Source organism: Sphingomonas aurea, assembly GCF_030678875.1.
Classification (GTDB): Bacteria; Pseudomonadota; Alphaproteobacteria; order Sphingomonadales; family Sphingomonadaceae; genus Sphingomonas; species Sphingomonas aurea.
The window spans coordinates 39,021-62,594 of the sequence record NZ_JAUUDS010000002.1 but is presented as its reverse complement, the minus strand read 5'-3'; the positions used below and the strand labels follow the sequence as shown (position 1 = coordinate 62,594).

Sequence of the window (23,574 nt, the reverse complement as noted above, 5' to 3'; positions counted from 1 at the left end):
GTGTAACCGTCATCTGGCGAGCGGCGAACTAGGGGAGCCAATGGGCACCAATTCCCCTCGGAGTAGATCGACATGAACACCACCGTCCGCACCAGCCTGAGCCTGGCCACCACCGCCGCGATCGTCGCCGTGGCGGCAGCATCGGCACCGAGCGCGGCCGTCGCGCAGGGCGCCAAGGCCGGGAAGATCGTCCACTGCTACGGCATCAACACGTGCAAGGGCACCTCGGACTGCAAGACCGCAGCCAACGAGTGCAGGGGCCAGAACGAGTGCAAGGGCCACGGCTTCAAGGAGTTGAGCGCCAAGGCGTGCAAGGCCCAGGGCGGCAGCCTGACCGAGCAGAAGTGACCGTGGCCGGCCCGGCGGACTGATCCGCCGGGCCGCTCTTCGTGAAAAAGGAGGCAGTCATGATCCCCCCGTTCGCCGGCTTCGGACTCGGTCTGCGCAGGCCCCATTATGCCGAGTTCCTCGAGCACCGCGTCGCGGTCGACTTCCTCGAGGTGATCTCCGAGAACTTCATGGTGGACGGCGGGCAGCCGCGGCGCATCCTGCGCGATGTCCGAGCGCGTTATCCGGTGGCGCTGCACGGCGTTTCGATGTCGATCGGCTCGGCTGACGGACTGGACGCCGCCTATCTTGCGCGACTGCGCGCGCTCGTCGACGAGATCGAACCGCTGTTCGTCTCCGATCACCTGAGCTGGTCGCGGATCGAAGGGTTCAACTCGCACGACCTGCTGCCGCTTCCCTATACCGACGAGGCGCTCGCGCTGGTCGCCGCCAACGTTCATCGCGCACAGGACGCGCTGGGCCGCGCGATGCTCGTGGAGAACCCGTCGAGCTACATCGACTTCGCCCCCGCCGGCATGACCGAATGGGAGTTCCTCGACGCGCTGTGCGCGCGCACCGGATGCGGCCTGCTCCTCGACGTCAACAACGTGTTCGTCAGCGCGCGCAACCATGGGTTCGATCCCGTCGCCTATCTCGACGGCGTGCCGCACGCGCGCGTGCGCCAGATCCACCTTGCCGGGCATAGTTGCGGCGCCGAGCTGCTGGTCGATACCCATGACAGGCCCGTGCCGGCATCGGTGTGGGACCTCTACGCGCACATCGTGCCTCGGCTCGGTCCGGTGGCGACGATGATCGAGCGCGACGACGACATCCCGCCGCTGGCCGAACTGCTCGGCGAGTTGGGAACGGCACGCCTGATCGCGGCGGGCGCCGTCGCGGAGGCCGCGTGAACCTGCTCGCCCTCCAGCGCGACATGCGTGGCTGGCTGACCCGCGAGGACGTCCGGGCAGCCCGCCGCATCGGCCCGCACGCCGCGCCCGGGCTGCGGGTCTACCAGAACAGCTATCGCGCGCAGCTGATGGCGTGCCTGGAGGCGAGCTTCGCCAGGACGCTCGCATGGATCGGGCACGATGCCTTTCGTGCCGCCGCCGCCACGCACATCGACGCCACCCCGCCGAGCAGCTGGACACTGGATGCCTATGCGCGTGACTTCCCTGCGACGCTCGCCGGACTGTTCGTCGACGATCCCGAGGTCGCCGAGCTGGCCGCTCTCGAGCTTGCGCTCGAAGAGGTGTTCGTCGGCCCCGATGCCGACCCGCTCGGCGTCGCCGACATGGCCGACGTCGACTGGAACCGGGTCGTACTCCGGCTGGCACCGGCGTTGGATCTGGTCGCCACGCACACGAACGCCGCAGCGATCTGGTCCGCGCTGGCCGCGGGAGAAGCGCCGCCCGGCGCATGCCATCTCGACGAACCGGAGGCGGCGCTGGTCTGGCGGCAGAACGACCGGGCGAGGTTCCGCGGCCTGGACCAGTTCGAGTGGCAGGCGCTGATCCGCGCGCGATCGGGAATGCCGTTCGCTATGCTGTGCGACGAAACCGCCAGGGCGTTCGGTGACGATGCCGCGGCGATGGCCGGCGGCTGGCTCGGCCGGTGGATCGCGGATGGGCTGATCGTGGGTTTCGTGGAACCGGATTGACGGCGTCCGTGTCGAAAATGTCCATCGAGGGTCACGATTGCACCGCCAGGCTCCGGATCCTTCGACACGTCCTTCGTATTCAGCGGGACGGTGGGGCTACGGTCGCGTCCGTCTGGCCGCTGCGGCGGAGTTCGCGCGCGACGAAGCCGTTCGCCTTCATCTCTTCGACGAACGCCTCGACATAGGCACGCGCCGCCTGGCGGTCCTTTGGCACGGCGACAGCCTGCTCGATGGTCATGAAGTGGCCGGGAAGCAGGCGGACGTCGGTGCGCCCTTTCGCATAGGCTTCCAGCGGTTGCCGGACAGACGCGGCGACGTCGAGCCGCTCGCGCTGGAACAGGGCGATGGCGCCCGCAGAGGTCGGCGAGAACACCCGTTCGGCATGGCGGAGATGGCGGCCGAGATAGAGGTCGTAGGCCGAGTTCCGCCCGACCGCGATACGGACGCCCGGCCGGTCGACGTCGGCGTTCGTCCTGATCGGCGAGTTCGTCGGCACCATGTAGCTGCCCTCGATAAGGACATAGGGCGCGCTATAGGCGATGGTCTCGCCCCGTTTGGGGTCGATCGCGAGAAATGCGACGTCCCAGCCCCGCCCGCCGTCGAGCGCCGCGACGACGTCGCCGGCACTGTCGAAACTGCGAAACTCGATCTTGGTCTGGAGCCGCTTGGCCAGTGCGCGCGCCAGTGCGGCCGATACGCCGGCCGCCTGGCCGTTCTTCCCTTTTTGCGCCAGCACGGGGTTGCCGTAATTGATCGCGACCCGCAACACGCCGCCGGGCGCGATCTCCCGCACCACGTCGTTCGACGGTTTTGGCGACGATTGCGCCGCCGCCGCACCCGCGCCGGCCAGCCCCGCCACCAGCAGAGCGGCCGTCGCGAAGCGGCCGATGACGTTCCGTAGTCCTGCCGTCATGATGAATTCTCCCGCATATGGCCGCATCAGAACGAGATCTGAAATCGCGTGGCGAAGGTGTCGGTCGTGTCGTTGCCGACATAAGGACCGGTCCGGTTGGTCAGATCGGCATGGGTGTAGTTGAGCATGATCCGCACGATGTTGTTCAGATACCAGTTGGCACCGAGCGTCAGGGTCTTGCTCTCGCCGCCGAGCGGCGCGTCGGAATAGTCGATCCCGTCGTAGCGGACGACCAGCCCGAGCGCGCCGAGCCCACCCTTGTCAAGCGGATGGGCGACGTCGACGGTGGTGTAGAGCCCGGTCCGCGTGTCGAACGGCACGTTCTCGCCGGTGACCATCCACCCTGCCGAGAGCGCCCATGCCGCAAGCGGGGTCGCCGCCGCGCCGGTGCGGTACGAGACGACCCGCCGGCCATATTCGCCGAACGCCCACAGGTTGCGGTATCCGCCGCCAAGTTCTGCGCCATAGGCATAGGCGTGGTCGGGGTTCGACAGCGGACCACTCAGGACGCGTACGGTGGTGTTGAACCGATTGGCCTGCCTGACCGATAGCGACAACGCAGTGACGGCGGGCGAGAAGCCCTCGCGATACCCCCACCCGCCGACATGGACGAAGCCGTCGGCGACCTTGATCGGGTTCCAGTGGCCGCGGACCATGGTCGTCAACGTGTCGCTGACGGCGTAATTGCCGTCCACCCCGTCGCCGACCACCATCGCCGCGACGTGCCAGTTCGGTCCAAATGTCTTGGATGTCAGGCCGAGCCCGTAGAAGCCCTTCAGCGGCACCAGGCCGATGCCGACCGCGTTGCGTTCCATGAAGGGCACCTGGTCGGAACCGCTCGATCCTTCGAGGCCGCGCTCGGTCAGGCGCGAGCCGACGTCGAGTTCAGTCGTGACCTTCTCGGTCAGCTTCTGGCGCCACCCGACATAGGCGCTGGTGATTTCCGCCGTGTCGGAAAAATCGGCCTCGACCTGATACAGGATATTCTGGCCATAGGTGCCCTGGAAGCCGAAGCGCAGCGCCCGCGCGCCCGTAGTGGTGATGTTGCGATCGTCGAACCGCGATCCCGTGGTGGTGTCGGCGTCCACCAGGATGCGACCGCGCGGCTTGAAGCTGAAACCGCCGGGCGAGATGAAGCGGGGGGCGCCGCCCTTCCAGTCGACGGTCAGCCCGTCCTTGCGCGCCGCCGCGGCGAGATCGGCGGCGGACGGCGCGCGCGGCGACGCGGCGGACGGCTGCGGCGGGCGCCGCGTCGCCGGGGCGGCGGGCTCCGGTGGCGGCGTCTGCGCGACGGCGACCGATGTGCCCTGCATGGGCGCAGCAGGCTCGGTGCGGGTGGCATCGAGCAGTTCCCGTCCCTCGGCCGCGGTGATCGTGCCCCGGTTCACCAGAACCCGGATCAGTGCGTCGACCTTCGCATCCCCGTCGACCGGCGCCGGTATCGACGATTGCGCATAGGCATTCACCGATGTGGTGCACGCCAACGCCGCGAGGATGATCCGCTTCACGGTCCTCATCATCCATCTCCCAAAATATCGTTGTGATTGGCCGGCCCCGTGCCGGCTGCCGATGATCGTCGGTCCTTGACCTGGCGATCATCGGCGGTCGTCGTGCCGCTCGGAGCGGCGGCGCGATCAGTCCTCGCGGATCAGGCTGCTCTTACGCGTATCGCGCATCCTGAGATAAACGATCAGCGAGATCCCGATCATCGCGGTCACGTACCAGTAGAAGCCGCGCTCCCACCCGGCGTCCTTGAAGCTGAGCGCGACATATTCGGCCGTGCCGCCGAAGATCGTATTGGCCAGCGCATAGGGCAGCGCGACTCCCAGTGCGCGGATATGGGCGGGGAACAGTTCGGCCTTCACCACCGCGTTGATCGACGTATAGCCCGTCACGATGATGAGCGCGGCCATCACCAGCAGCGTCGCGGTCACCATGCTGCTCGTCTGTTCCAGCGTGGCGAAGATCGGATAGGTGAACAGGACGCCGCTGATCCCAAACGCGATCATCATCGGCTTGCGACCGATCCGGTCGGACAGTGCCCCGGCAAGCGGTTGCAGGCACATGAAGATGAACAGGGTGATCGCGTTGATCTGGCTCGCCGCGACCTTCGAGAACCCCGAGGTGTTGACCAGGAACTTCTGCATGTAGATCGAGTAGGCGTAGAAGGCGAGCGTACCGCCCGCCGTCAGCAGCATGACGAGCGCGGTCTCCTTGGGATGATGGCGCAACAGGGTCAGCAGGCCCGACTGTTCCGACTTGGCTTCCTTGGCGTTCTTGAAGCTGTTCGTCTCGGCCAGACCGCGGCGCAGGCGGAACACGACGATCGCCAGCAGCGCGCCGATGAAGAACGGGATGCGCCATCCCCACTGTTCGAGATCCGCCGGGTCCATGACCGCCTGGAGCAGCAGCAGCACCATGATCGCGAGCAGCTGGCCCGAGATGAGCGTCACATACTGGAAGCTGGAGTAGAAGCCGCGTCGCGCCTCGCCCGCCATCTCGGACAGATAGGTCGCGCTGGCGCCGTACTCGCCGCCGACCGACAGACCTTGCAGCAGACGCGCGACGACCAGCAGCGCGGACGCGGCGACGCCGATCGTCTCGTATCCCGGCGTGCAGGCGATGAGGAGCGAGCCCGCGCACATCAGCGTCACCGACAGCGTCAGCCCGGCCTTGCGACCGTGACGATCGGCGTAGATGCCCATGATCCAGGCCCCCACGGGGCGCATGACGAAGCCGACCGCGAAGACCGCCGCCGCGCTCAGCAGCTGGGCGGTCCGGTCGGTCGAGGGGAAGAAATGGGGTGCGAAGTACAGCGTGAAGGCGGAATAGACGTACCAGTCGAACCATTCGACCATGTTGCCCGTGGAGCCGCCGATGATCGATTTCAGCCGTTCGTTCATCCGTCCTCCTTTCTCGGCCTGTTGCATTGCGGTTGAAGCCACGGCTCGTCTCCTGATGGGTCCGTTCACCCGCAGGCGCGCTTCATCGGCAAGCGAGCCACGCTGAACGTCGTTGTTGTGGGTCGATCGGCAACGGCACCCCGGCGCGGATCGGCGCGGTCGGGACCTGCGGTAAAGCGACAGCATCTTGTCGGACGGTCCGGCACAGACCTTCCGCGGCGCTGCCTCACATCGTCATGCTACACCTCTCCATCGCCCCTATAATGGGACTGGGCTCAGGGTAGCGCCGTCCGATCACGGCGCGAAACGCCGGCTGAACTTTATTAAAATACAGCGATCATAGATACATAGCTCATGGTCGATCGTCCGCGAACCCGACAACCGTGCGAAAGTCCGCATGGTGTGCGAAGGTGGATTGCGGTAATCCGCACTCATGGCATCGAATCAGCGGCTGTCGATTTTCGGCCTGATCGTCGTGATTGCCACTTCGGCGATCACATGGATCGTGGTCACGACCTGGTTCGAGCAGCGCGCCATCGATCGGCTCCAGTCCGCTGCGACGCGCACAGCGATGCAGCAAACCCGCTTGTTCGACAGCGAATTGGCGAGATTTCGGCTGCTGCCGATCGTGCTGGGCGAGTACACCGACCTGCGGGAAGCGCTCAGCAATGACGATCCCCGGGCGAGAGTGCGGATGGACGCCAAGCTCAAGTTGCTGGCCGAACGGACGGGCGCACCCGTCATCTATCTCCTGAACCTCGACGCCGACACCGTCTCCAGTTCCAATGCCGGCACGCCCGAGAGCTTCGTCGGCAACAATTATCGGTTCAGATCCTACTTCATCGACGCGATGCGATCCGGCGCCGCGGAATATTACGCGGTCGGCAACGTCAGCGGGCGGCCCGGACTGTTCCTTGCCCGGCGGATCGGAACCGCCGCCGATCCACTCGGCGTCGTCGTGGTGAAGGTCGAATTCGAGGCGGTGACGCATGCCTGGAGCGTCGATCCGGGGCAGAGCCTCGTCATCGACGGGCGCGGCATCGTGCTGTTCGGGACCGACCCCGACGAGCGTTTCACGACGCTTCGGCCACTCTCGCCGGCGCTGCGCCGGCGGATCGCCGGCAGCGGGCAGTTCGGCACGGCGCCTCTCCTGGCGAGCCACTATCGCATCGGCAAGGATGCGACCGCCAGAGGGCCGACGGGCGAGCGGATGATCGTCGGCCGAACGGTCATGCCCGTACCCGGATGGCGGTTGCTGAACGTGGTGCCAGCGGCCCCATCCCTGGCCGAGGCGCGCAACCTGGCGCGACTGACGACGTTCACCGCGACGCTGCTGGTGGCCGCGGTCGTTATCTTCCTTCTCTGGTGGAATGCGCGGGCTGCTGTGTCGGCGGCGATCCGCGAACGGCTGGAGGCAGCGGTCGAGGAACGGACGGCGGCGTTGCGGGAGGAGATGGCGGAGAGGGTCGCGATCGACCGGCGGTTTCGCGACGCGCGCGAGGAGCTGGCGCAGGCCAATCGGCTGGGATCGCTCGGGTCGATCACCGCGGGGCTCGTCCACGAGATCAACCAGCCCGTCGCAACCATCCGCACGCTGTCCGAGAACGCCCTCCACCATCTCGCCGGCGGGCGGGTCGACCGGGTCGGCAAGAGCCTGGCATCGGTGGTCGAGATGACCGCGCGGATCGGCTCGATCACTCAGGAAATGCGCCGTTTCGCCCGACGCGGAAAGGGCAGGATCGGCCCGGTCGAGCTGGACGCGGTGATCGCGAGTGCACGATTGCTGATGGCCGACCGGTTCCGCGCCGCGCAGGTGACGCTGGACCTGCCGCCCGCCGGCCAGCCCGCGGTCGTCGCGGGGCGCGTGCGACTGGAGCAGGTGGTGGTCAACCTGCTCCAGAACGCGCTCGACGCGGTCGCGGGAACGGCCGATGCCCGGATCGCGACGGTCGTGGAACGGCAGGGTGACACGGTAACGGTGACCGTTGCCGACAACGGGCCGGGAATCGATCCCGCGCTCGCCGACGTCATCTTCGAGCCGTTCGTGACGGGCAAGGCGGAGGGACTGGGCCTTGGCCTGGGTATCGTTCGCGACATCATGGCGGAGTTCGACGGAACGGTCGCGGTCGTCCCGTCGCCGCTGGGCGGCGCGGCGTTTCGCGTGACGCTGATCCATGCCGGGGAGAATGTAGTTTGAAGGTGCTTCTGATCGACGACGACGACGATCTGCGTACCGCGCTGGTCGATTCGTTCGCGATCGCGGGACTCGAGGTCGACGACTTCGGCGACGGAGTCGCCGCGCTGGCCGGGATGGAGCCGGGCTATGCCGGGGTGGTGGTCGCCGATATCCGCATGCCCCGGATGGACGGGCACGCGGTGCTGGAGGCGGTCGTCGCACTCGATGCGGAGATACCCGTCATCCTCATGACCGGGCACGGCGACGTGGCGATGGCGGTCGCCGCGCTGAAGCGCGGTGCCTTCGACTTCATCGCCAAGCCGTTCGCCGCCGACCATCTGGTCGCCAGCGTCCTGCGCGCGATGGATGCCCGCCGGCTGGTGCTCGAGAACCGCCGCCTGCGGATCGCGGCCGAGGATGCCGAGAGCCACTATCCGCTGCTGGGCACGACCGCGTCGATGACGGCGCTGCGGCACGCGCTGCGCCAGCTGGCGCAGGTCGACGTCGACGTCCTCATCGAAGGCGAGACGGGCACCGGCAAGGAAGTCGCCGCCCGCCAGCTGCATCGGTGGAGCGCGCGGCGGAACAGGCCGTTCGTGGCGGTCGACTGCGCAGCGATGCCCGATCACCTGATCGACGAGGTCCTGTTCGGCGACCGCGGATCGGGCGGGCGCATCGCCGAGGCCAACCGGGGCACCCTTTTCCTCGACGAGATCGACAGCATGTCGACCGCAATGCAAGGCAAACTCCTCCGCATCATCGAGGAACGCGAGCTGCCCGCGACGGGCGCCGCCGGGCCACGTATCGTCGACCTGCGCGTCGTCGCGGCTGCCAAGGCCGACCTGGCCGCGGCGGTGGCGCGCGGCGATTTCCGGGAGGATCTGCTCTACCGCCTCGAAACGGTTCGGGTGCGGATGCCGCCGCTGCGCGAGCGCCGCGCCGACGTGGCGATGCTGTTCGCCTATTTCCTGCGCGAGGCGGCGGAACGGTTCGATCGCCCGGTGCCGCCGATCACCGGGCTGGTCGAGGCGCGGCTGCTGGCGGACCCGTGGCGCGGCAACGTGCGTGCGCTCCAGAACTATGCCGTGCAGACTGTCCTCTCGCTGGGCGGCGAACCGGCGGCGACCGACGACCTGTCGCTCGCGGATCAGGTCGCCCGGTTCGAGGCGGCGGTCATCGCCGATACGCTGCAACGGGTCAGCGGGGACGTGGCGGCGGCGGCCGATGCGCTGCAACTGCCCCGACGTAGCCTGTACGATCGCCTGCAGCGGCACGGTATCGACGCGGGCACCTATCGATAGCCGCGGAGCTGGAAGCGCACTTCGCCTCCACTCCGCCGCCAATCCCTTACCGGCGCGCCGGCTCCATGCCCGCCCGCCGGATCGCCGCCACCGTCGCCGGCTTCTGCGAGGACAGATAGCGGATCAGCTGCTTGGCCGCCTTCGGTTCCTTCGCGTCATTCACGATCCCGGCGGTGAAGGTCTGGATGATCTGCACCTCGGACGGCAAATGCCCGATCATCGTGATGCCCGGCACGTTCACCAGCTCGCTCGACGGGCCGATCGCCAGGTCGGCCTTGCCGGTCTTCAGCATCTCGACCGACTCGGTGCCGCGCGCGACGAGCGTCAATGTCACCGACGCTGGCAGGTCGAGCCGTGGAAACACCTTGTCGCGCACGAACTGGCCGCTGGTGCTGCCCGGCATGACGATGCGGCCTGCCTCGATCAGTGTCTGGCGAAAGGCCGCCACCGTCGCGATATTCGGTGGTGCCGCCCCCGTCCGCACTGCGGCCGCCAAAGGTGCTGTGGCGAGGCCGACCGCCGAGCCCTTGCGGATCCGGCCGTCTTCGGCCAGCCGGTTCAGACCCTCGCGCGAGAGGATCACGACATCCGCAGGCGTGCCGTGAGCGAGCTGGTAGCGAATGGTCTTCGGCCCGACCCCTTCCGAAGCGCCGGAGCCGGTTTCGACCTTGATCCCAGTCTCCTTTTCGAAACCGGGCAGTAGTTCGCGATAGGCTTGCGCGAACCCGCCGGAGGTAATCACCTTCAACGTCGTGGGCGTGCCGGCGTCGGCACCGCCCAGAAACACGGATGCCACGCCCGTGGCGAGCGCCACGACGACGAAACGCTTGTTCATACACCTGTCCTTCCAAGGATTGCGGATGCTGTGAGATGTTCCACTGGCGGGGGCTCTGTGCCGGAGCCGGTCCACGCCGCGAAAAGCCGTTCGGACCGTACAGGCCGGTAACTACCGCGGTCGACATTCCCGTGCCGATACAGGAAGATGTGCGACGGACGCGGTGACCCTGGGGCCTGTGGTCACGCCAACCTCGCCAAATTGTCGGCCCGATGCAAGCGTTTTCCCGAGCGCTGAAACCCAGTCACCGCCAGGGCGCCGAGGCGGTGAGAAGGTCCGTCTATGGCGAGCGGTCAATCGGGAGGGCGGGGTGCTGGCGACAATCCCCGTCCCGGGCGGGTCGACCTACTGCCGCTCTGGTGGAGCGGTTATTTGGATAAGCGGTAAAGCGCCGCGCCGTGGACGGGCAGCGTGGCTGCGATCCGGCGGGTTGCGGTTCCCAGATCGCGGCCTGCCCACAGGTCGCGGACCCGGACCGTTCCATTCAGCCCCAATTGGTCGAAGCCGATCGCCACCTCGCGGGGCTTGCGCTTGGGGTTCAGCTTGTCCCCGGGATGGAACAGCGCGACGTAGCGGTCGTCGGACCCTTCCGCACGCGCCGACCAGATGCGCGTGCCCCACAGAACATCGTGCGGCCGGTTGTCGGTCGATCGCTGGTTCACGTCCAGCACTTCACGATTGGTCAGCAGCGCCAGCGTCGGCGCGTCGAGGTGGCGCAGATCGCCGCCCATGATGAGTGGTGAGCGGGCGATCGCCCATAAGGTCATCAGCGTTCGCTGTTCGTCGGGGGTGAACTTGGTGTCGCGCGCGCCGAGCGCCAGCCGGCCGAGCGGAAGCATGTCGGCGTCGGGCCAGGCGCCGGGACGACGATAGGGCGTCCAATTCTCCAGCCGGGCGAACTGCGCCTCCAGCATGGGCCACTCGTCCCAGAAGTCATCGGCGATGCGCCACATCTGGGCGTGGCGGGAGACGTGATCGCCCTGGAGCAGCGGCGTCTCGCCGGGCGACAGGCTAAGCACGATGGGTCGCCCGCACTTGCTGATCGCAGCATGCACCGCCTCGATCTCTGCGGCACGGGTGTCGTAGGGGTAGCTCATGTCATCGATCTTGATGAAGTCGAGTCCCCAGGACGCGTAGAGGCGGAAGACGCTGTCATAATAGGCCTGGGCGCCCGGCTTCGTCATGTCCACGCCCCACATGTCGGGGTTCCAGTGGCAGGGATTGCCGCGGTCGGCGACGTCGGCGGCGCGATATGGTGTGCCCTCGATCGGCAGGTTACGTTCCACCGCCAGCCGCGGAATGCCGCGCATCAGGTGGATGCCGAACTTCAGCCCCCGTGCGTGGAGCCGCTGCGCCAATGGTGCGAAGCCGCGCCCGCCTGCGCTCGACGGAAATCGGTTGGGCGCCGGCAACAGGCGGCCATAGCCGTCCAGCGTCGGCACCGGCGTAGCGCTATAGTCGTAGCTGGAGGCGGAGGGCTCGTACCACTGGATGTCCACGGTGAAGACGTCGTAACCGAACGGCAGCAGCTTCCTTGCCATGATGTCGGCAGTTTCCAGCGCCTGCGCCTCGTTGATGGTGGTTGCGAAGCTGTTCCAGCTGTTCCAGCCCATCGGCGGCCGCAGCGCCAGCATCGGCGCGTCATTTCTGGACGATGCAGCGGGTAGGGGCAGGGGAGTTTGCGCGTGCAGCGCGGCAGGTGCCGCTGCCATCCCGGCCGCCGCGGTCATCAGCACGTCGCGACGGCTGATCGCCGGTGGTTCGGTCGTCGAGTGTCTCATAGCTTCAGGTCCGCTTTATTCTGTCGATCGGCTGCGGCATTGCGGCACTATCGCCCCACCGTTCCGCCCATGCCGAACCAGGTGTCGGCCAGCGCATTGCGCACCAGCATCTGCATTCGCGCGCGCGCGAGTTCAGGATCGCTCGCGGCGATCGCGTCGTACACCAGCCGGTGTTCGGGAACCGGGTCGCGGGGCAGCGCGCGCTTGCGCTGTTTGAACCGGGTCGACCACTCGACGCCTGCGGCGATACCCGAGCCGAGCGCGGTCAGCGCGTCGTTGTCGGATGCCGTCAGGATCATCTCATGGAAGCGACGGTCGGCCGCCTGCCCCTCTTCGGTCGCCAGGGTCAATCGATCCATGTCGATCAGCGCCTGGTCCATCGCCGCCAGATCCTCGTCGCTGCGTCGCTCCGCTGCCAGGCACGCCGCGAAGGGCTCGATTGCCTCGCGCAGCTCGAATAGGCTGCGCAGCAGTCGCATGTCAGGCGTTCCCGCAAAGGCCCAGGCGAGCACCTCGGGATCGAGCATGTTCCAGCGCTGGCGTGGCAGGACGCGCGTGCCGGTCTTGGGCCTGCTTTCGACCAGCCCCTTTGCGATCAGCGCCTGCACCGCTTCCCGGTAGACGCCGCGCGACACCGCCAGGTCGGCGGCGTGGCTGACCTCGCCGGGCAACAGCTCGCCGGGCCGAAACTCGCCGGAGAGAATCGACCGACCCAGCGATTGCAGAAGGGAACCGCGGACGCGGCGGCCGACCATGGACATCTCCGTGACCTTCGGACCCGCGATCATGCCCGCAGGCGATACAGGCCCGCGCCGTGGGGAGGCAGTTGCTGGACGAAGCGGCTCGTAGTGCGCGGCAATTCCTGTCCGCTCCACAGGTCGGTGACCGCCGCGCCACCAGCCAGCCCGATCTCGCGCAACCCGATGCCGACCATCTTGGATTTGTCGGTGGTGTTGAACAGGGCGAGGTAGCGGTCGGTCGGCGCGCCTTCGGGCTTTGCCGACCAGATCCGCGTGCCGTCCTCGACGAAGTGCGGCTGGTTGTCGGTCGAGGCCTGGTTGACCGCGAGCACCGCGCGGTTGGTCAGCAACGCCAGTGTCGGCGCGTCGAGGTGGCGCAGGTCGCCGCCCATGATGAGCGGAGAGCGGGCGATGCTCCACAGCGTCATCAGTGTGCACTGCTCGTCGGGTGTGAATTTGGTGTCGCGCTTGCCGAGGGCGAGACGACCCAGCGGGAGCATGTCGGCGTCGGGCCACGCGCCCGGGCGGCGCCAGGGGTTCCAGTTCTCGAGCCGGGTGAACTGCGCCTCCAGCATCGCCCACTCGTCCCAGAAGTCGTCGGAGATGCGCCACATCTGCGCGTATTCGCGGACATGGCCTCCGCGAATGACGGGCGTCTCGCCGGGCGACAGGCTGAGCATCATCGGGCGACCGGTGTTGGCGATGGCCTTGTGCGCACCCTCGATCTCCGGCGCATGCGCGTCATAGGGGCGGCTCATGTCGTCCATCTTGACGAAGTCGACGCCCCAGCCGGCATAGAGTTTGAAGACGCCGTCGTAATAGGCCTGCGCGCCGGGCTTGCGCATATCGACGCCGTACATGTCGGGGTTCCACGGGCAGATGCTGGTGGTGTCGGCGATGTCGGCCGCGCGGTAGCGGGTGCCCAGGATCGGCAGGTTCTTCTTCACCGCCAGCCGTGGGATGCCGCGCATCAGGTGGATGCCGAACTTCATCCCCATGCGATGCACGTCGGCGGCTAGCCTGGTGAAGCCCGAGCCATCGGCACTCGACGGGAAGCGATTCGGCGCGGGGATTAGGCGGCCATAGCCGTCCATCGCCGGCACCGGCGCCGTGTTATATTCGTAGCTCGACGCATTCGGCTCGTACCACTGGATGTCGACGGTGAAGATATCATAGCCGAACGGCAGCAGCTTGCTCGCCATGATCGCGGCGGTCTCGCGGGCCTGCGCCTCGGTGATCGTGGTGGCGAAGCTGTTCCAGCTGTTCCAGCCCATCGGCGGACGCGGCGCGAGCAGGCCGGAACGGCGCGGGGCCGCGCCACCCAAGGCCGCGGCTCGCGTGGACAACGCAACCGTGCCGGTCATCGCCCCCCCGATCAGTGCATGGCGCCGACTGATTGCGGATGTCGTCATCGAAAAACCCCTCCTTGACCTATTTGTCCGCGCCATCGGACGGGCGCGTTGGTCGCTAAACTCCGACAAGCTAATTACGAAAGCGCTCTGCTGCAACCGCCAAGAAATCCCATAATTCTTTCCTGTAAAGACTATTTCGCAAATACATCACGGCGTGCTTGCAAAGCATTACTCCGACATATACCCGTCTGCCGCCGCCACGAACAATAATGGTTGGGCACAAGGAGGGGTAATGAAAGCTGCATTGCTTTGCGGCGCGGTGCTATTCGCCTGCGCATCTTCATCTGCCTATGGGCAGTCAAACGCTAATTCGATAGCAGAGACGGGAACGCCGCAAGCCGACACGCCGGAACAGTTGCGGCCGCCGTCGGAGGGTGACGATATCGTCGTCACCGGTATCCGCAGCAGTCTTCGCTCGTCCGTCGCAACCAAGCGCAATGCAGAGAACATCGTCGATTCGATCTCTGCCGAGGACACGGGCAAGTTCCCCGACAACAACGTCGCTGAATCCTTGCAGCGCATCACCGGCGTCGCCATCGATCGCTCGGGCGGCGAAGGCCAGTTCATCACCGTTCGCGGCCTGGGGCCGGAGTTCAACACGGTGCTGGTCAACGGCCGCATCATGGCGACCGACAATGATGGCCGTGAATTCTCGTTCGACGTGCTGTCGTCGAACATGATCCAGCGCACCGACGTCTATAAATCCTCGCTGCCGCAGTTGCAGGAAGGCGGCATCGGCGCGACCGTCAACGTCGTCACCGCGCGTCCGCTCGACGGAAAGACCGGTTTCCACGCCTCGCTCGCCGCCGGCGGCATCTATGACGGCCTGGCGAAGAAGACGAGCCCCGACCTGTCCGGCGTCCTCAGCTGGGCTAATGACGACAAGAGTTTCGGCGCGGTACTCTCCGCCTCCTACACGGATCGCAAGAGCCAGCGCGACTTCGTCGACCTGAACGGCTGGATCCTGGGGCCGGAAGGCCTCATCAACGGTAGCGCCAACTCCAGGGGGCTGACCGCGTCGTCGCTGGTGACCAGCGGCAACATCCACACGCCGCGCAACCTGAACTTCAATCGCGAAGCCAATGAGCGCGAGCGTATTAACGTCGCGGGATCGATCCAGTCGCAGATCAACGACAATCTGCTGCTGACCGTCGACGGCATCTATTCGCGGTTCAACGTCAACACGACCAACCGCTTCTTCGGTATCTTCTACACGCCGCGGTTCATTGGCGTGACGACGGACGCCAACGGCACGGTGACCGGCTTCAACCGGCCCGGATCGCAGTTCCTGGCGGCGAACCCGGCACTGACCGATCCGTCCCTGGCGGACGATCGCGTCACCCTGTCGCAGAACGACAACATCGTCACCGGGCAGCAGCGCAAGACGCAGAGCTTCCAGACCGGCACCAACCTGGCCTGGGACGTCAGCGACCGGCTGCAGATGAAGTTCGACGTGTCGGCGACCCAGGCGACCCGCAACCAGCCGCGCTACTTCCTGGTGGTCGGCTCGCTGGCGCAGACCTCACCGCGGTTCGACCTGACGCCCGAGAACGACCTGCCGACCGCGTCGAACCTGGGGCCGATCACGGACGCCAGCCTGATGCGGGCGCATTACGGCCTGAACGAATATACCCGCGTCAAGGACAAGGGCATCGAGTTCCACGCCGACGGCACCTACAAGATCGACAACGGCATCATCAAATCGCTGATGTTCGGCGCAGCCTATAACGAGCGGCGCAAGACCCGCCGTCTCGCCGACAATTCGGACTCGGTCTGCACCTATTGCGGCTACGAGGTGACGATCCCCGCCAATCTGGTGACGCCGTACAAGCTGAACGGCTTCCTGACCAAGGCGTCGGGCAGCGAGAATGTGCCGTCACAGTTCTTCACCTTCGATCCGGCGGCGGTGTTCGCCTATATCTCGCAGCCGTCCGTGCTCGCTACGCCCCGCCAGGGACGCACCGCGGCCCAGCAGGCGGCGGAGGCGGCACGGGTCACCGCGCTGCAGGGCGGCCCCTACGGTCTGCGCAATCGCCCGGCCCAGACGCTCGACGTTCAGGAGAAGGTCGCCGCCGGCTATGTCAATGCCACCTTCGGCGGCGAGGGCTGGTCAGGCAATATCGGTGCCCGCTTCGTCGATACCCGCGTCGTGTCGCGCGGCTTCGGACAGCAGGTGCTGAACATCTTCGTCAACCCGGGCGACGACAACCTCAACTTCACCTTCGGTGCGCCGCAGTCATTGTCGGTCAGCAATCACTATTCCGACCTGCTGCCGTCGGCCAACCTGAAGTATGAGCTGGCCTCGCGCATGTTCCTGCGCGCCGCGGTGTCGAAAACGGTGACCCGCCCGACGCTGACCTCGCTGGGCGTCGACAACAGCTATAGCGGCCGCATCACCGCAGCGACGTCGAGCGGCGGCAACCCGCTGCTCAAGCCGTTCAAGTCGACCAACTACGACCTGTCGTACGAATATTACCTCAACGACATCAGCTATGTCAGTGTTTCCGGCTTCTACAAGCAGTTCAGCGACTTCCTGGAATCGCAGACGCTGCCCGTGGATTTCGCCGGCTATACGTTCCAGGACACGCGCACGCGTAACGGCCAGACCGGATCGATCGCCGGTGTCGAAATCGGCGGCCAGTACGCCTTCGACAAGCTGCCCGGTGCCCTGTCCGGCTTCGGCGTCGCCGGCAACTACACCTATGTGACGAGCAGCGTCGATCGCGGCACGACGACCAGCGACACGCAGTGCGGCTATAACGGCCTGTCGCCGCACTCGGCCAATGGCAGCGTCTTCTACGAGAAATACGGCATCCAGGCCCGTGTCTCGTACAACTGGCGTTCGGCGTTCCTGCGCCAGTGCTTCGGTGCGGCGTCGCGGCCGGAGAACCGCGCGGCCTATGGTCAGCTCGACGCGAGCGTCGCCTATGACATCACGCCGCAGTTCCAGCTGTACGTCCAGGGCGTGAACCTGACCGACGCGTATGTGAACGACTATTCGGTGCTCGAAGAGCGGTTCCTGCTGCTCCAGAACACCGGTACGCGGTATCTTTTCGGCATTCGCGGTCGGTTCTGATCCTTTCCTCCCCCAACTGGACTCCCCTGGCGATCTCGCCAGGGGAGTCACTTTTCCGATCCGCCCTTTTTCTAACGGACATGCGCGGCAACGCCCGCAACCGTTCGGTCGATCGGCAGACCACGGCCCCACATGCACCGAGACGATCGTCCGCGCAGGATCAGGCCTGCATCAGTCCCTCGTGCGTCATCGCCGTTCGCACGGCAGGACGCTCCATCATTCGGTCGCGAAGCGCGACGAGCCTGGCTGGCGCGTCGACGTCGTTCTTCTTCGCCCACAGCAGCATGACGAAGAGGTAGCAGTCGGCAGCGCTCACGGTGTCGCCGAACAGGTAATCACCCTCCATCGTCTCGGCTAACCAGGTCATCCGCTTGACGATGGTCTCGCGAGCTTTCGCCTTCTCATCGTCGCTGGCACCCGCGAAGAACGGCTTGAATGCCTTGTGGATCTCGGTCGAGATATAGGCGAGTGCCTCGAGCAGGTGGGTGTGCCCCATCGCGCCGGCGGGTTTCAGCGCCCCGTCCTGATGGGCGATCCAGTCGAGAATGGCGACGTTTTCGGTGATCGTCTCGCCGCTGTCGAGCGTCAGTGCCGGCACATAACCCTTGGGGTTGATGGCCAGGAAATCCTCACCGTGTTCGGTTTTCTTGGCCTTGAGATCGACTTTCTCATGCTCGAACGACAGGCCGGCCTCGTGGAGCGCGATATGGTCGGACAGGCTGCAAGCGCCGGGGGCAAAATAGAGTTTCATCTTTCTCTCCTCGTGGACGACCGGGCAACGCATCAGAGTAGGATGAGGCCCCCATGATCGCCTTTCGCACGCGGCGTTACCCCTCCGCTGGTGCGCCGACGAACACTGCAACGACGCAGATGAGGCCGATCACGACGAAGCCCACGCGTTGGCCGGACGATCCCGCGCCATGCTTGATCGACACCATCATCGCGAGCGCGCATTGCATCGCATAGAACAGGGCGAATGCTCGCGACGACAGAGCGACGACCTCGAACGGATCGGTCAGCCAGACGACCAGCACGGCGAGCGCGCCGGCCAGGGTGAACGCAAGCGGGACGCTGATCTTGCGGCGCGACACCTCGTTGACCAGACCGCCCGATCCGATCGAGTCCGCGACTGCCGCGCTGAGCTGGCTCGACAGCGCACCGGCCAGCACGAGGATGCCAAGCGCGGGCGCGATCAGCTCCATGATGTCGAGGATGCCGGCGACCCCCTCGGTCGCCGCCGCCCGGGACAGGAACGGCGTGAGAAGTGCGATGAAGGCGAGATAGATCGCCGACGCGATCCATTGCGCATGCCGCATGGTCCTGATCCGCAGGTCGGCGGGATAGTCATGGCCGAGATAGCGTGACGTCTCGAACCCCTGCACCGTTATGATGAGGCCGAGTAGCATCGGGATGCTTGCCCAGGTGAGCCGTGCGGGTGGCAACGGATCGCCCATGCCGCCCATTGCCCAGGCGATACCCAGCGCAACCAGCAGCCCTGCGATGATGCCGATCTTGATTGACACCGTTCCGTGAGCGAGGTGCTCTACCTTGCGCAGGCTGCCGCCGAGCGCCAGCAGCGTCATCAATCCGATGATGACGGTCACGATGATGTTCGCGGCCATCGGCTGCCACGCCGGATCGAGGGCGATGGGCTTCAGCGAGAATTCGGCGAGCAGCTTCAGATAGTAAGCGACCGACACCGCATAGGCGAGCGCGAGAACGCCTTGCGTGATCCGCGCCGCCCAGGCGATCGGATCATGGAAGGGAGCGCTCGCCAGGTGGTCCTCGACATGGACGATGTTGAACCGGATCACCCATCCGGCGGCATAGGCGATGGCCAGCAGCGCCGCCATCGCGAGCAGTGCGGCGCTGCCGAACTCGCGCGCGAGCAGTGGCCCGCAGATCAGGAAGCCCGATCCGATGATCGACGCGAGCGGCGTCACCGTCGCGCGCCATCCGTCGCTCCGGGCGAAACGGCCAAAGGTAAGTGCGAGCGTCACGATGACGGCGACGACAAGGGCGATGGCGACGATCATGCGGTCTCTCCCAGACAGGCCTGCCCATCGCGCAGACGGCGCTGATGGTCGGGCGCGGCGAGCGCACGCAGCAGCTCATCGGCACGTTGCAGCACGACCTCGCGATTCACGCCCGTCAGGGCTTCGCCGGCCAAGTCGCGGAATTGCCGAGTCAGGCTGGTGAGCTTGTCCAGCCGGTCGGCTGCGTGGCACCCGAGCGCCACGTCGCCCAGCACCGCGACGAAGCGCTTGCCCGCGATCATGTCCGCCGACGCATATTGAGACAGCGCCCCGAAGGCGCGGTCGACGAACCCCGAGAACGTGACCGGGTGGGTGATGACGCGGAGCTGGCCTTCCTTGTCCGCCCGCAGCCGCGAGGGCAGCTCACGTCCGCCAAGGTCGGCGAGCGCGGCACCCAGCCAGTCGAGGCAGGAACTGGCGGTGAACGGATCGTTGACGCCGGGCGACAGCGCACGGGCGGCGATCTCGACCAGCTCGTCGATGAGGAAGCGGATATCCTGAAGGGCCGTGCGACGTGATCCTGACGCGAATGTATCGCGCAGCGCATCGATCGCGTCGTCGTCCAGTCGGTCGGCCGGCCATGCTTCGAGCAGCGTGCTGCCGCGATGGATGAAGTCGCCGGGCTGATATTGCAGGCGGACGATCACGTCCCGGTCGCGCGCGATCCGAAGCAGCGCGTCCGCGTCGATCAATTGGATATAGCCGGCATCCTTCGCATCGACACAGACGCGCTGCTGGAGCATGGCGGGCGCGGCGTCGCTGGCGAAAGCGACCGGGATCGCGGCTTCGTCATCCGGCGCGTCGGCCGGATGGCCGATCGGCTTGGGAAAGCGGTGTTCGATCTCCAGCAGCAGGCGGTCGCCGATCCGCTCGATCACGCTGTTGATGTGGATGCGGCTCGGAACATGGTGGATGAAGTAGATCAGCACCGCGATCGAACAGAGGACGAGCAGCACCCCCACCAGCACGGCAAGCTGCGGCACGAACGCTGCTTCGCCCCCGCTCTCGTCAGGGGAGCGGATCGTGCGCAGGACGATAAGCGAATAGAGAAAGGTCGCGATGAAGGTGCCGAGCGTCACCTGGTTGCCACGATCGGACATGAAGTTGCTGAGCAGCCGCGGGCCGTACTGGCCCGAAGCATAGACGACCGCCGCGATCGTCACCGAGAAGGTCGTGCCCGCCACCCCGATCATCGACCCGCCGATCGACGACAGAAGGCTGCGGGCGCCGGACGGCCGCGCGGCGTACAGCCAGGGCAGCCCGTCCATCCAGGTCGCCATGTGATGGCTGTCGAGCCACACCATCGTTGCGGCGAGCAGCAGCGCGGCGATCGCCATCACGGTCGGCACGAACCAGTAGCTTTCGCTGAGCCCGTTCGCGAGCCGGAGCAGCCGGGCTCTCATCGACCTGTCTCCCCGGCCGCTACGCTGTCCATGGCACCTACTGCGGCGCCGGGAACCAGCGGGAAGCGCTGGCCCGCGGCGGGCATGGCTATGGCGGTGATCCCCTGCGCCCGCAGCATTGCGGCAACGGCGAGTGCACGGCGTTGCGAGAGGTTCGGCCGCGCCGGCGGGTCGCCTGCCGGCAACCCTGGTACGCCGAGCGACGGCATGTTCCAGCGCCTGGCCGCCCAGATTGATGTCACAACGGCATTGCGGGCGGCGGCATCAAGCGTGTCGACATTGTCGGCAAACGCGATTTGCGGAAGCGGCGACTGCGGTGGCACGACCGAGACCGACCAGCCCGTATCCTCTGCGGCGGCGCGGCTCTCCAGCATCCGGTACGTCTCGAGGTTCGCGCCGGGCAAGGCGACCGCCGCGGCGATGACGCGGTGATGATCGCGATCGATCGTCACGTCGTCCGCCGCTACCCCGGTGATGAGCCCGACCATGCGCGCGAGCGATGCGCTCCGCTCGGCCTCGAGCTTCGCAAAATCGCCTGCCTGCCGCAATTCCTCGCGCTGCGCCTCCAGCGCGCCGGCGCCGGGTTCGAGCAGTATCTGGTCGAGATCGAGCCTGATCCGGCGGCCGAGCCTGTCCGCCAGCGCCTCTTGCAATGCTGGCGCCTTCTGCATGGTGCCGCGTGGTGCGATGACGACGGCACGCACGACGAGCGGATCCGCGGCGAAATCCAGGTCGAGTTGCGTCACGCGCGCCTCCTCGCCGAATTTCTCGCTGAGCAGGGTGCGGGTCTGCGAGACGGCCACGGCCTCGCGTCCGATCCGGTTGAGCGAGATGCCGAGCGGCACCGCCATGATGATGAAGACGAGGACTAGAAGGATCGTCTGCGTCCAGCTCTGCCGGCGCGAGAGGTGATGGCCGAAGCCGTAGAAGCGCGCCATCAGCGTCGCCGACAGCGCGATCGTGATGAAGTTGGTGACGAACAGCGCGAACGCCCCTGCGCCGACCGGCATGTTGCGCGTGGCGATGCCGTAGCCGACGACGGCCAGCGGCGGCATCAGGGCGGTGGCGATGGCGACGCCGACGATCGTCTCCCCGCGTCCACGGATGATCGCGAAGCTGCCGGCGAGCGCGGCGAAAAGCGCGACGGCCAAGTCGAACAGGTTCGGCCGCGTCCGCGCGACGATTTCCGAAGTCGGGGCTTGCAGCGGCGAGATGAGCACGATGAGCGCGGTGAACGCGACCGCCGCCGTCGATCCGATCGCCAGTGCCTTCAATGATCGGCGCAGCTCGCGAAAGTCGAAGAGCGCGAGGCTGAAGCCGAAGCCCAAGATGGGGTTCATTAGCGGCGATATCAGCATGGCCCCGATGACGACGGCGGGAGAGGAGAGCAGCAGGCCCAAGACAGCGATGCCGGCCGACATCATGGTCATGAACGCGAACCGGGGCGACCAGCCACTTTCCTCAACGATACGGGCGACGACGGCTTCATGATCGACCCGCGCGACGATCGTCCGCCGCCACCAACGATACAGCGCCAGGTGGGCAAGCCCCCCGTTCAGGTCGGAGTGGGTGCTCGCTGCCTCGCTCATGGTGCTCCCTGCTCCGCGGCCATCATGTCCTCCGGCGGTGTCAGTCGATGCCTGCCGCCGAGGTACAACACACAAGAGCCCGCAAGTGCCGAAAGGATCGAACCGGCGAGGACGCCGAGCTTCACTTGCCGCTCCAGTGTGGCATCGGTGAAAGCGAGCCCGCCGATGAACAGACTCATGGTGAAGCCGATGCCGCAGAGCAGCGCCGTGCCATAGACCTGCACCCATGATGCGCCGCCGGGCCGGTTGACCCATCCGAGGCGCACCGCGCCATATACCGCGCCGAGAACGCCGACCTGCTTGCCCACCAGCAGGCCCGCGGCGATCCCGAGCGGCAGCGGGGTCAGGAGCGTCGAGATACCGAAACCGGCAAGCGAGACGCCGGCATTGGCGAAGCCGAACAGCGGCACGATCGCATAGGCGACCCAGGGCTGGAGGCCATGTTCGAGCCGATGCAGCGGTGATCCTGCCGCGTCCGGCGCGCCGGGCGAGCGCCGGATCGGGATAAGGGCGGCGGTGACGACGCCGGCGATGGTGGCATGGATGCCGGACATCCAGACCGCGGCCCAGAGGACGAGCGCCAGGAGGAGATAGGGAAGAAGCCGCACCACCCCCCATCGATTGAGGATGAACATCACGCCGGTTGTGACGACTGCCGCGAGCAGAGCCAGTCCGCTGATCTCCCTGGTATAGGCAAGTGCGATGACGGCGACGGCACCCATGTCGTCGACGATGGCGACGGTGGTCAGGAACAGCTTCAGCGATGCGGGGACGCGTTTGCCGAGCAGCGCCATGACGCCGATCGCGAAGGCGATGTCGGTCGCCGACGGGATCGCCCAGCCTCGCGCCAGTCCGGGCGTACTACCGGCGATGGCGAGATAGACGATTGCAGGCACCGCCATGCCGCTCGCCGCCGCGATGGTCGGCAGCACGCGATCCGACCAGCTTGCCAGATGGCCGTCGACCAACTCCCGTTTGATCTCCAGCCCGACGAGCAGGAAGAACAGCGACATCAGCGCATCGTCGATCCAGTGCAGGACCGACAGCGGGCCGACATGGGCGCTCAGGATCCGGAAATAGCTGTCGCTCAAGCTGCTGTTGGCAACGACCATCGCGGCGACGGCAGCCGCCATCAGCACAAGCCCGCCCGATGCGCCGCTTTGCAGGAATGCGCGCAACGCCGATCTCGGTCTCAGTCGAACGACCAGGTCCGTGGCGGCGGCAAGGACGGGCGATGACGTCGAATTGTGATCCGGCAAACCGATGCTCCGGGCAAAAGGGTTCGGCGCTGGCGGCCCGACCAACGTGAAAACCTGCCGGCCCACGCCAGAGCCGACACCCGTTTTCGTTACTGACACCCAGGGGAAGGTATCACAACCGATTACGTGCCTTTTAGGACGGGACCGCGCTCGCACCGCGGTT

The 23,574-nt window shown here is 66.5% G+C and carries 18 protein-coding genes; 6 read left to right on the top strand and 12 right to left on the bottom strand.

All coding sequences use genetic code 11. The features are described from left to right. The first annotated feature begins 72 nt into the window (after positions 1–72). From bufA2 to Q5H91_RS06405, 3 genes are read left to right on the top strand one after another with little or no spacing between them, the layout of a single operon-like run. Entirely contained in the window at positions 73–348 is a 276-nt protein-coding gene (gene bufA2 / locus Q5H91_RS06415; protein WP_305172470.1) for a BufA2 family periplasmic bufferin-type metallophore, read from the top strand. 59 nt (positions 349–407) lie between these two features. Further along, on the top strand, positions 408–1,238 hold the full coding sequence (bufB, locus tag Q5H91_RS06410) for an MNIO family bufferin maturase (RefSeq protein WP_305172469.1): 831 nt from the start codon (positions 408–410) through the stop codon (positions 1,236–1,238). After that, positions 1,235–1,987, top strand: a complete 753-nt coding sequence (locus Q5H91_RS06405) for an HvfC/BufC N-terminal domain-containing protein (RefSeq protein ID WP_305172468.1) — start codon at positions 1,235–1,237, stop codon at positions 1,985–1,987. Before bufB ends, Q5H91_RS06405 begins: the two co-directional genes overlap by 4 nt. Positions 1,988–2,066: 79 nt before the next feature. On the opposite strand, the gene Q5H91_RS06400 is transcribed toward Q5H91_RS06405, so the two are convergent. The 3 genes from Q5H91_RS06400 to Q5H91_RS06390 form a co-directional block, all read right to left on the bottom strand. Next, on the bottom strand, positions 2,067–2,900 hold the full coding sequence (locus Q5H91_RS06400; protein ID WP_305172467.1) for a transporter substrate-binding domain-containing protein: 834 nt from the start codon (positions 2,898–2,900) through the stop codon (positions 2,067–2,069). 26 nt (positions 2,901–2,926) lie between these two features. After that, positions 2,927–4,420 carry an OprO/OprP family phosphate-selective porin gene (locus Q5H91_RS06395; protein ID WP_305172466.1) on the bottom strand — a complete coding sequence of 498 codons (1,494 nt, stop codon included), beginning with the start codon at positions 4,418–4,420 and terminating at the stop codon, positions 2,927–2,929. A gap of 114 nt (positions 4,421–4,534) precedes the next feature. Further along, entirely contained in the window at positions 4,535–5,803 is a 1,269-nt protein-coding gene (locus Q5H91_RS06390; protein ID WP_305172465.1) for an MFS transporter, read from the bottom strand. Between the two features lie 433 nt (positions 5,804–6,236). Between Q5H91_RS06390 and Q5H91_RS06385 the strand changes: the two genes are divergently transcribed. Then, the gene (locus tag Q5H91_RS06385) at positions 6,237–8,000 is read left to right on the top strand and encodes a sensor histidine kinase (protein WP_305172464.1); all 1,764 of its coding nucleotides are present in this window, start codon (positions 6,237–6,239) and stop codon (positions 7,998–8,000) included. A gap of 2 nt (positions 8,001–8,002) precedes the next feature. After that, on the top strand, positions 8,003–9,280 hold the full coding sequence (locus Q5H91_RS06380; RefSeq protein WP_305172837.1) for a sigma-54-dependent transcriptional regulator: 1,278 nt from the start codon (positions 8,003–8,005) through the stop codon (positions 9,278–9,280). 46 nt (positions 9,281–9,326) lie between these two features. Here Q5H91_RS06380 and Q5H91_RS06375 read toward each other — a convergent pair whose 3' ends face one another. The 4 genes from Q5H91_RS06375 to Q5H91_RS06360 all read right to left on the bottom strand — a co-directional run bounded on the left by Q5H91_RS06375 (position 9,327) and on the right by Q5H91_RS06360 (position 14,000). Continuing rightward, positions 9,327–10,115, bottom strand: coding sequence for a substrate-binding domain-containing protein (locus Q5H91_RS06375; protein ID WP_305172463.1), 789 nt, complete (start codon positions 10,113–10,115; stop codon positions 9,327–9,329). Between the two features lie 368 nt (positions 10,116–10,483). Next, positions 10,484–11,896: a glycoside hydrolase family 27 protein gene (locus Q5H91_RS06370; protein WP_305172462.1), complete on the bottom strand. Its 1,413-nt coding sequence runs from the start codon at positions 11,894–11,896 to the stop codon at positions 10,484–10,486. 47 nt (positions 11,897–11,943) lie between these two features. Beyond that, positions 11,944–12,684, bottom strand: a complete 741-nt coding sequence (locus Q5H91_RS06365; protein ID WP_305172461.1) for a FadR/GntR family transcriptional regulator — start codon at positions 12,682–12,684, stop codon at positions 11,944–11,946. Then, a complete protein-coding gene (locus Q5H91_RS06360) occupies positions 12,681–14,000 on the bottom strand; it encodes a glycoside hydrolase family 27 protein (protein ID WP_305172460.1) in 1,320 nt (439 codons plus the stop codon). The genes Q5H91_RS06365 and Q5H91_RS06360 overlap by 4 nt, the downstream gene beginning before the upstream one ends. A gap of 280 nt (positions 14,001–14,280) precedes the next feature. Between Q5H91_RS06360 and Q5H91_RS06355 the strand changes: the two genes are divergently transcribed. Then, entirely contained in the window at positions 14,281–17,124 is a 2,844-nt protein-coding gene (locus Q5H91_RS06355) for a TonB-dependent receptor (protein WP_305172458.1), read from the top strand. Between the two features lie 160 nt (positions 17,125–17,284). On the opposite strand, the gene Q5H91_RS06350 is transcribed toward Q5H91_RS06355, so the two are convergent. The 5 genes from Q5H91_RS06350 to nhaA form a co-directional block, all read right to left on the bottom strand. Next, entirely contained in the window at positions 17,285–17,875 is a 591-nt protein-coding gene (locus Q5H91_RS06350; protein ID WP_305172457.1) for a glutathione S-transferase N-terminal domain-containing protein, read from the bottom strand. 76 nt (positions 17,876–17,951) lie between these two features. After that, positions 17,952–19,160, bottom strand: coding sequence for an Aq_097 family APC-type transporter (locus Q5H91_RS06345; protein ID WP_305172456.1), 1,209 nt, complete (start codon positions 19,158–19,160; stop codon positions 17,952–17,954). Then, positions 19,157–20,563: a DUF2254 domain-containing protein gene (locus Q5H91_RS06340; protein ID WP_305172455.1), complete on the bottom strand. Its 1,407-nt coding sequence runs from the start codon at positions 20,561–20,563 to the stop codon at positions 19,157–19,159. Before Q5H91_RS06340 ends, Q5H91_RS06345 begins: the two co-directional genes overlap by 4 nt. Beyond that, a complete protein-coding gene (locus tag Q5H91_RS06335) occupies positions 20,560–22,152 on the bottom strand; it encodes a DUF389 domain-containing protein (RefSeq protein ID WP_305172453.1) in 1,593 nt (530 codons plus the stop codon). The genes Q5H91_RS06340 and Q5H91_RS06335 overlap by 4 nt, the downstream gene beginning before the upstream one ends. After that, on the bottom strand, positions 22,149–23,360 hold the full coding sequence (gene nhaA, locus Q5H91_RS06330; RefSeq protein WP_305172836.1) for a Na+/H+ antiporter NhaA: 1,212 nt from the start codon (positions 23,358–23,360) through the stop codon (positions 22,149–22,151). The genes Q5H91_RS06335 and nhaA overlap by 4 nt, the downstream gene beginning before the upstream one ends. Positions 23,361–23,574 lie beyond the last annotated feature (214 nt).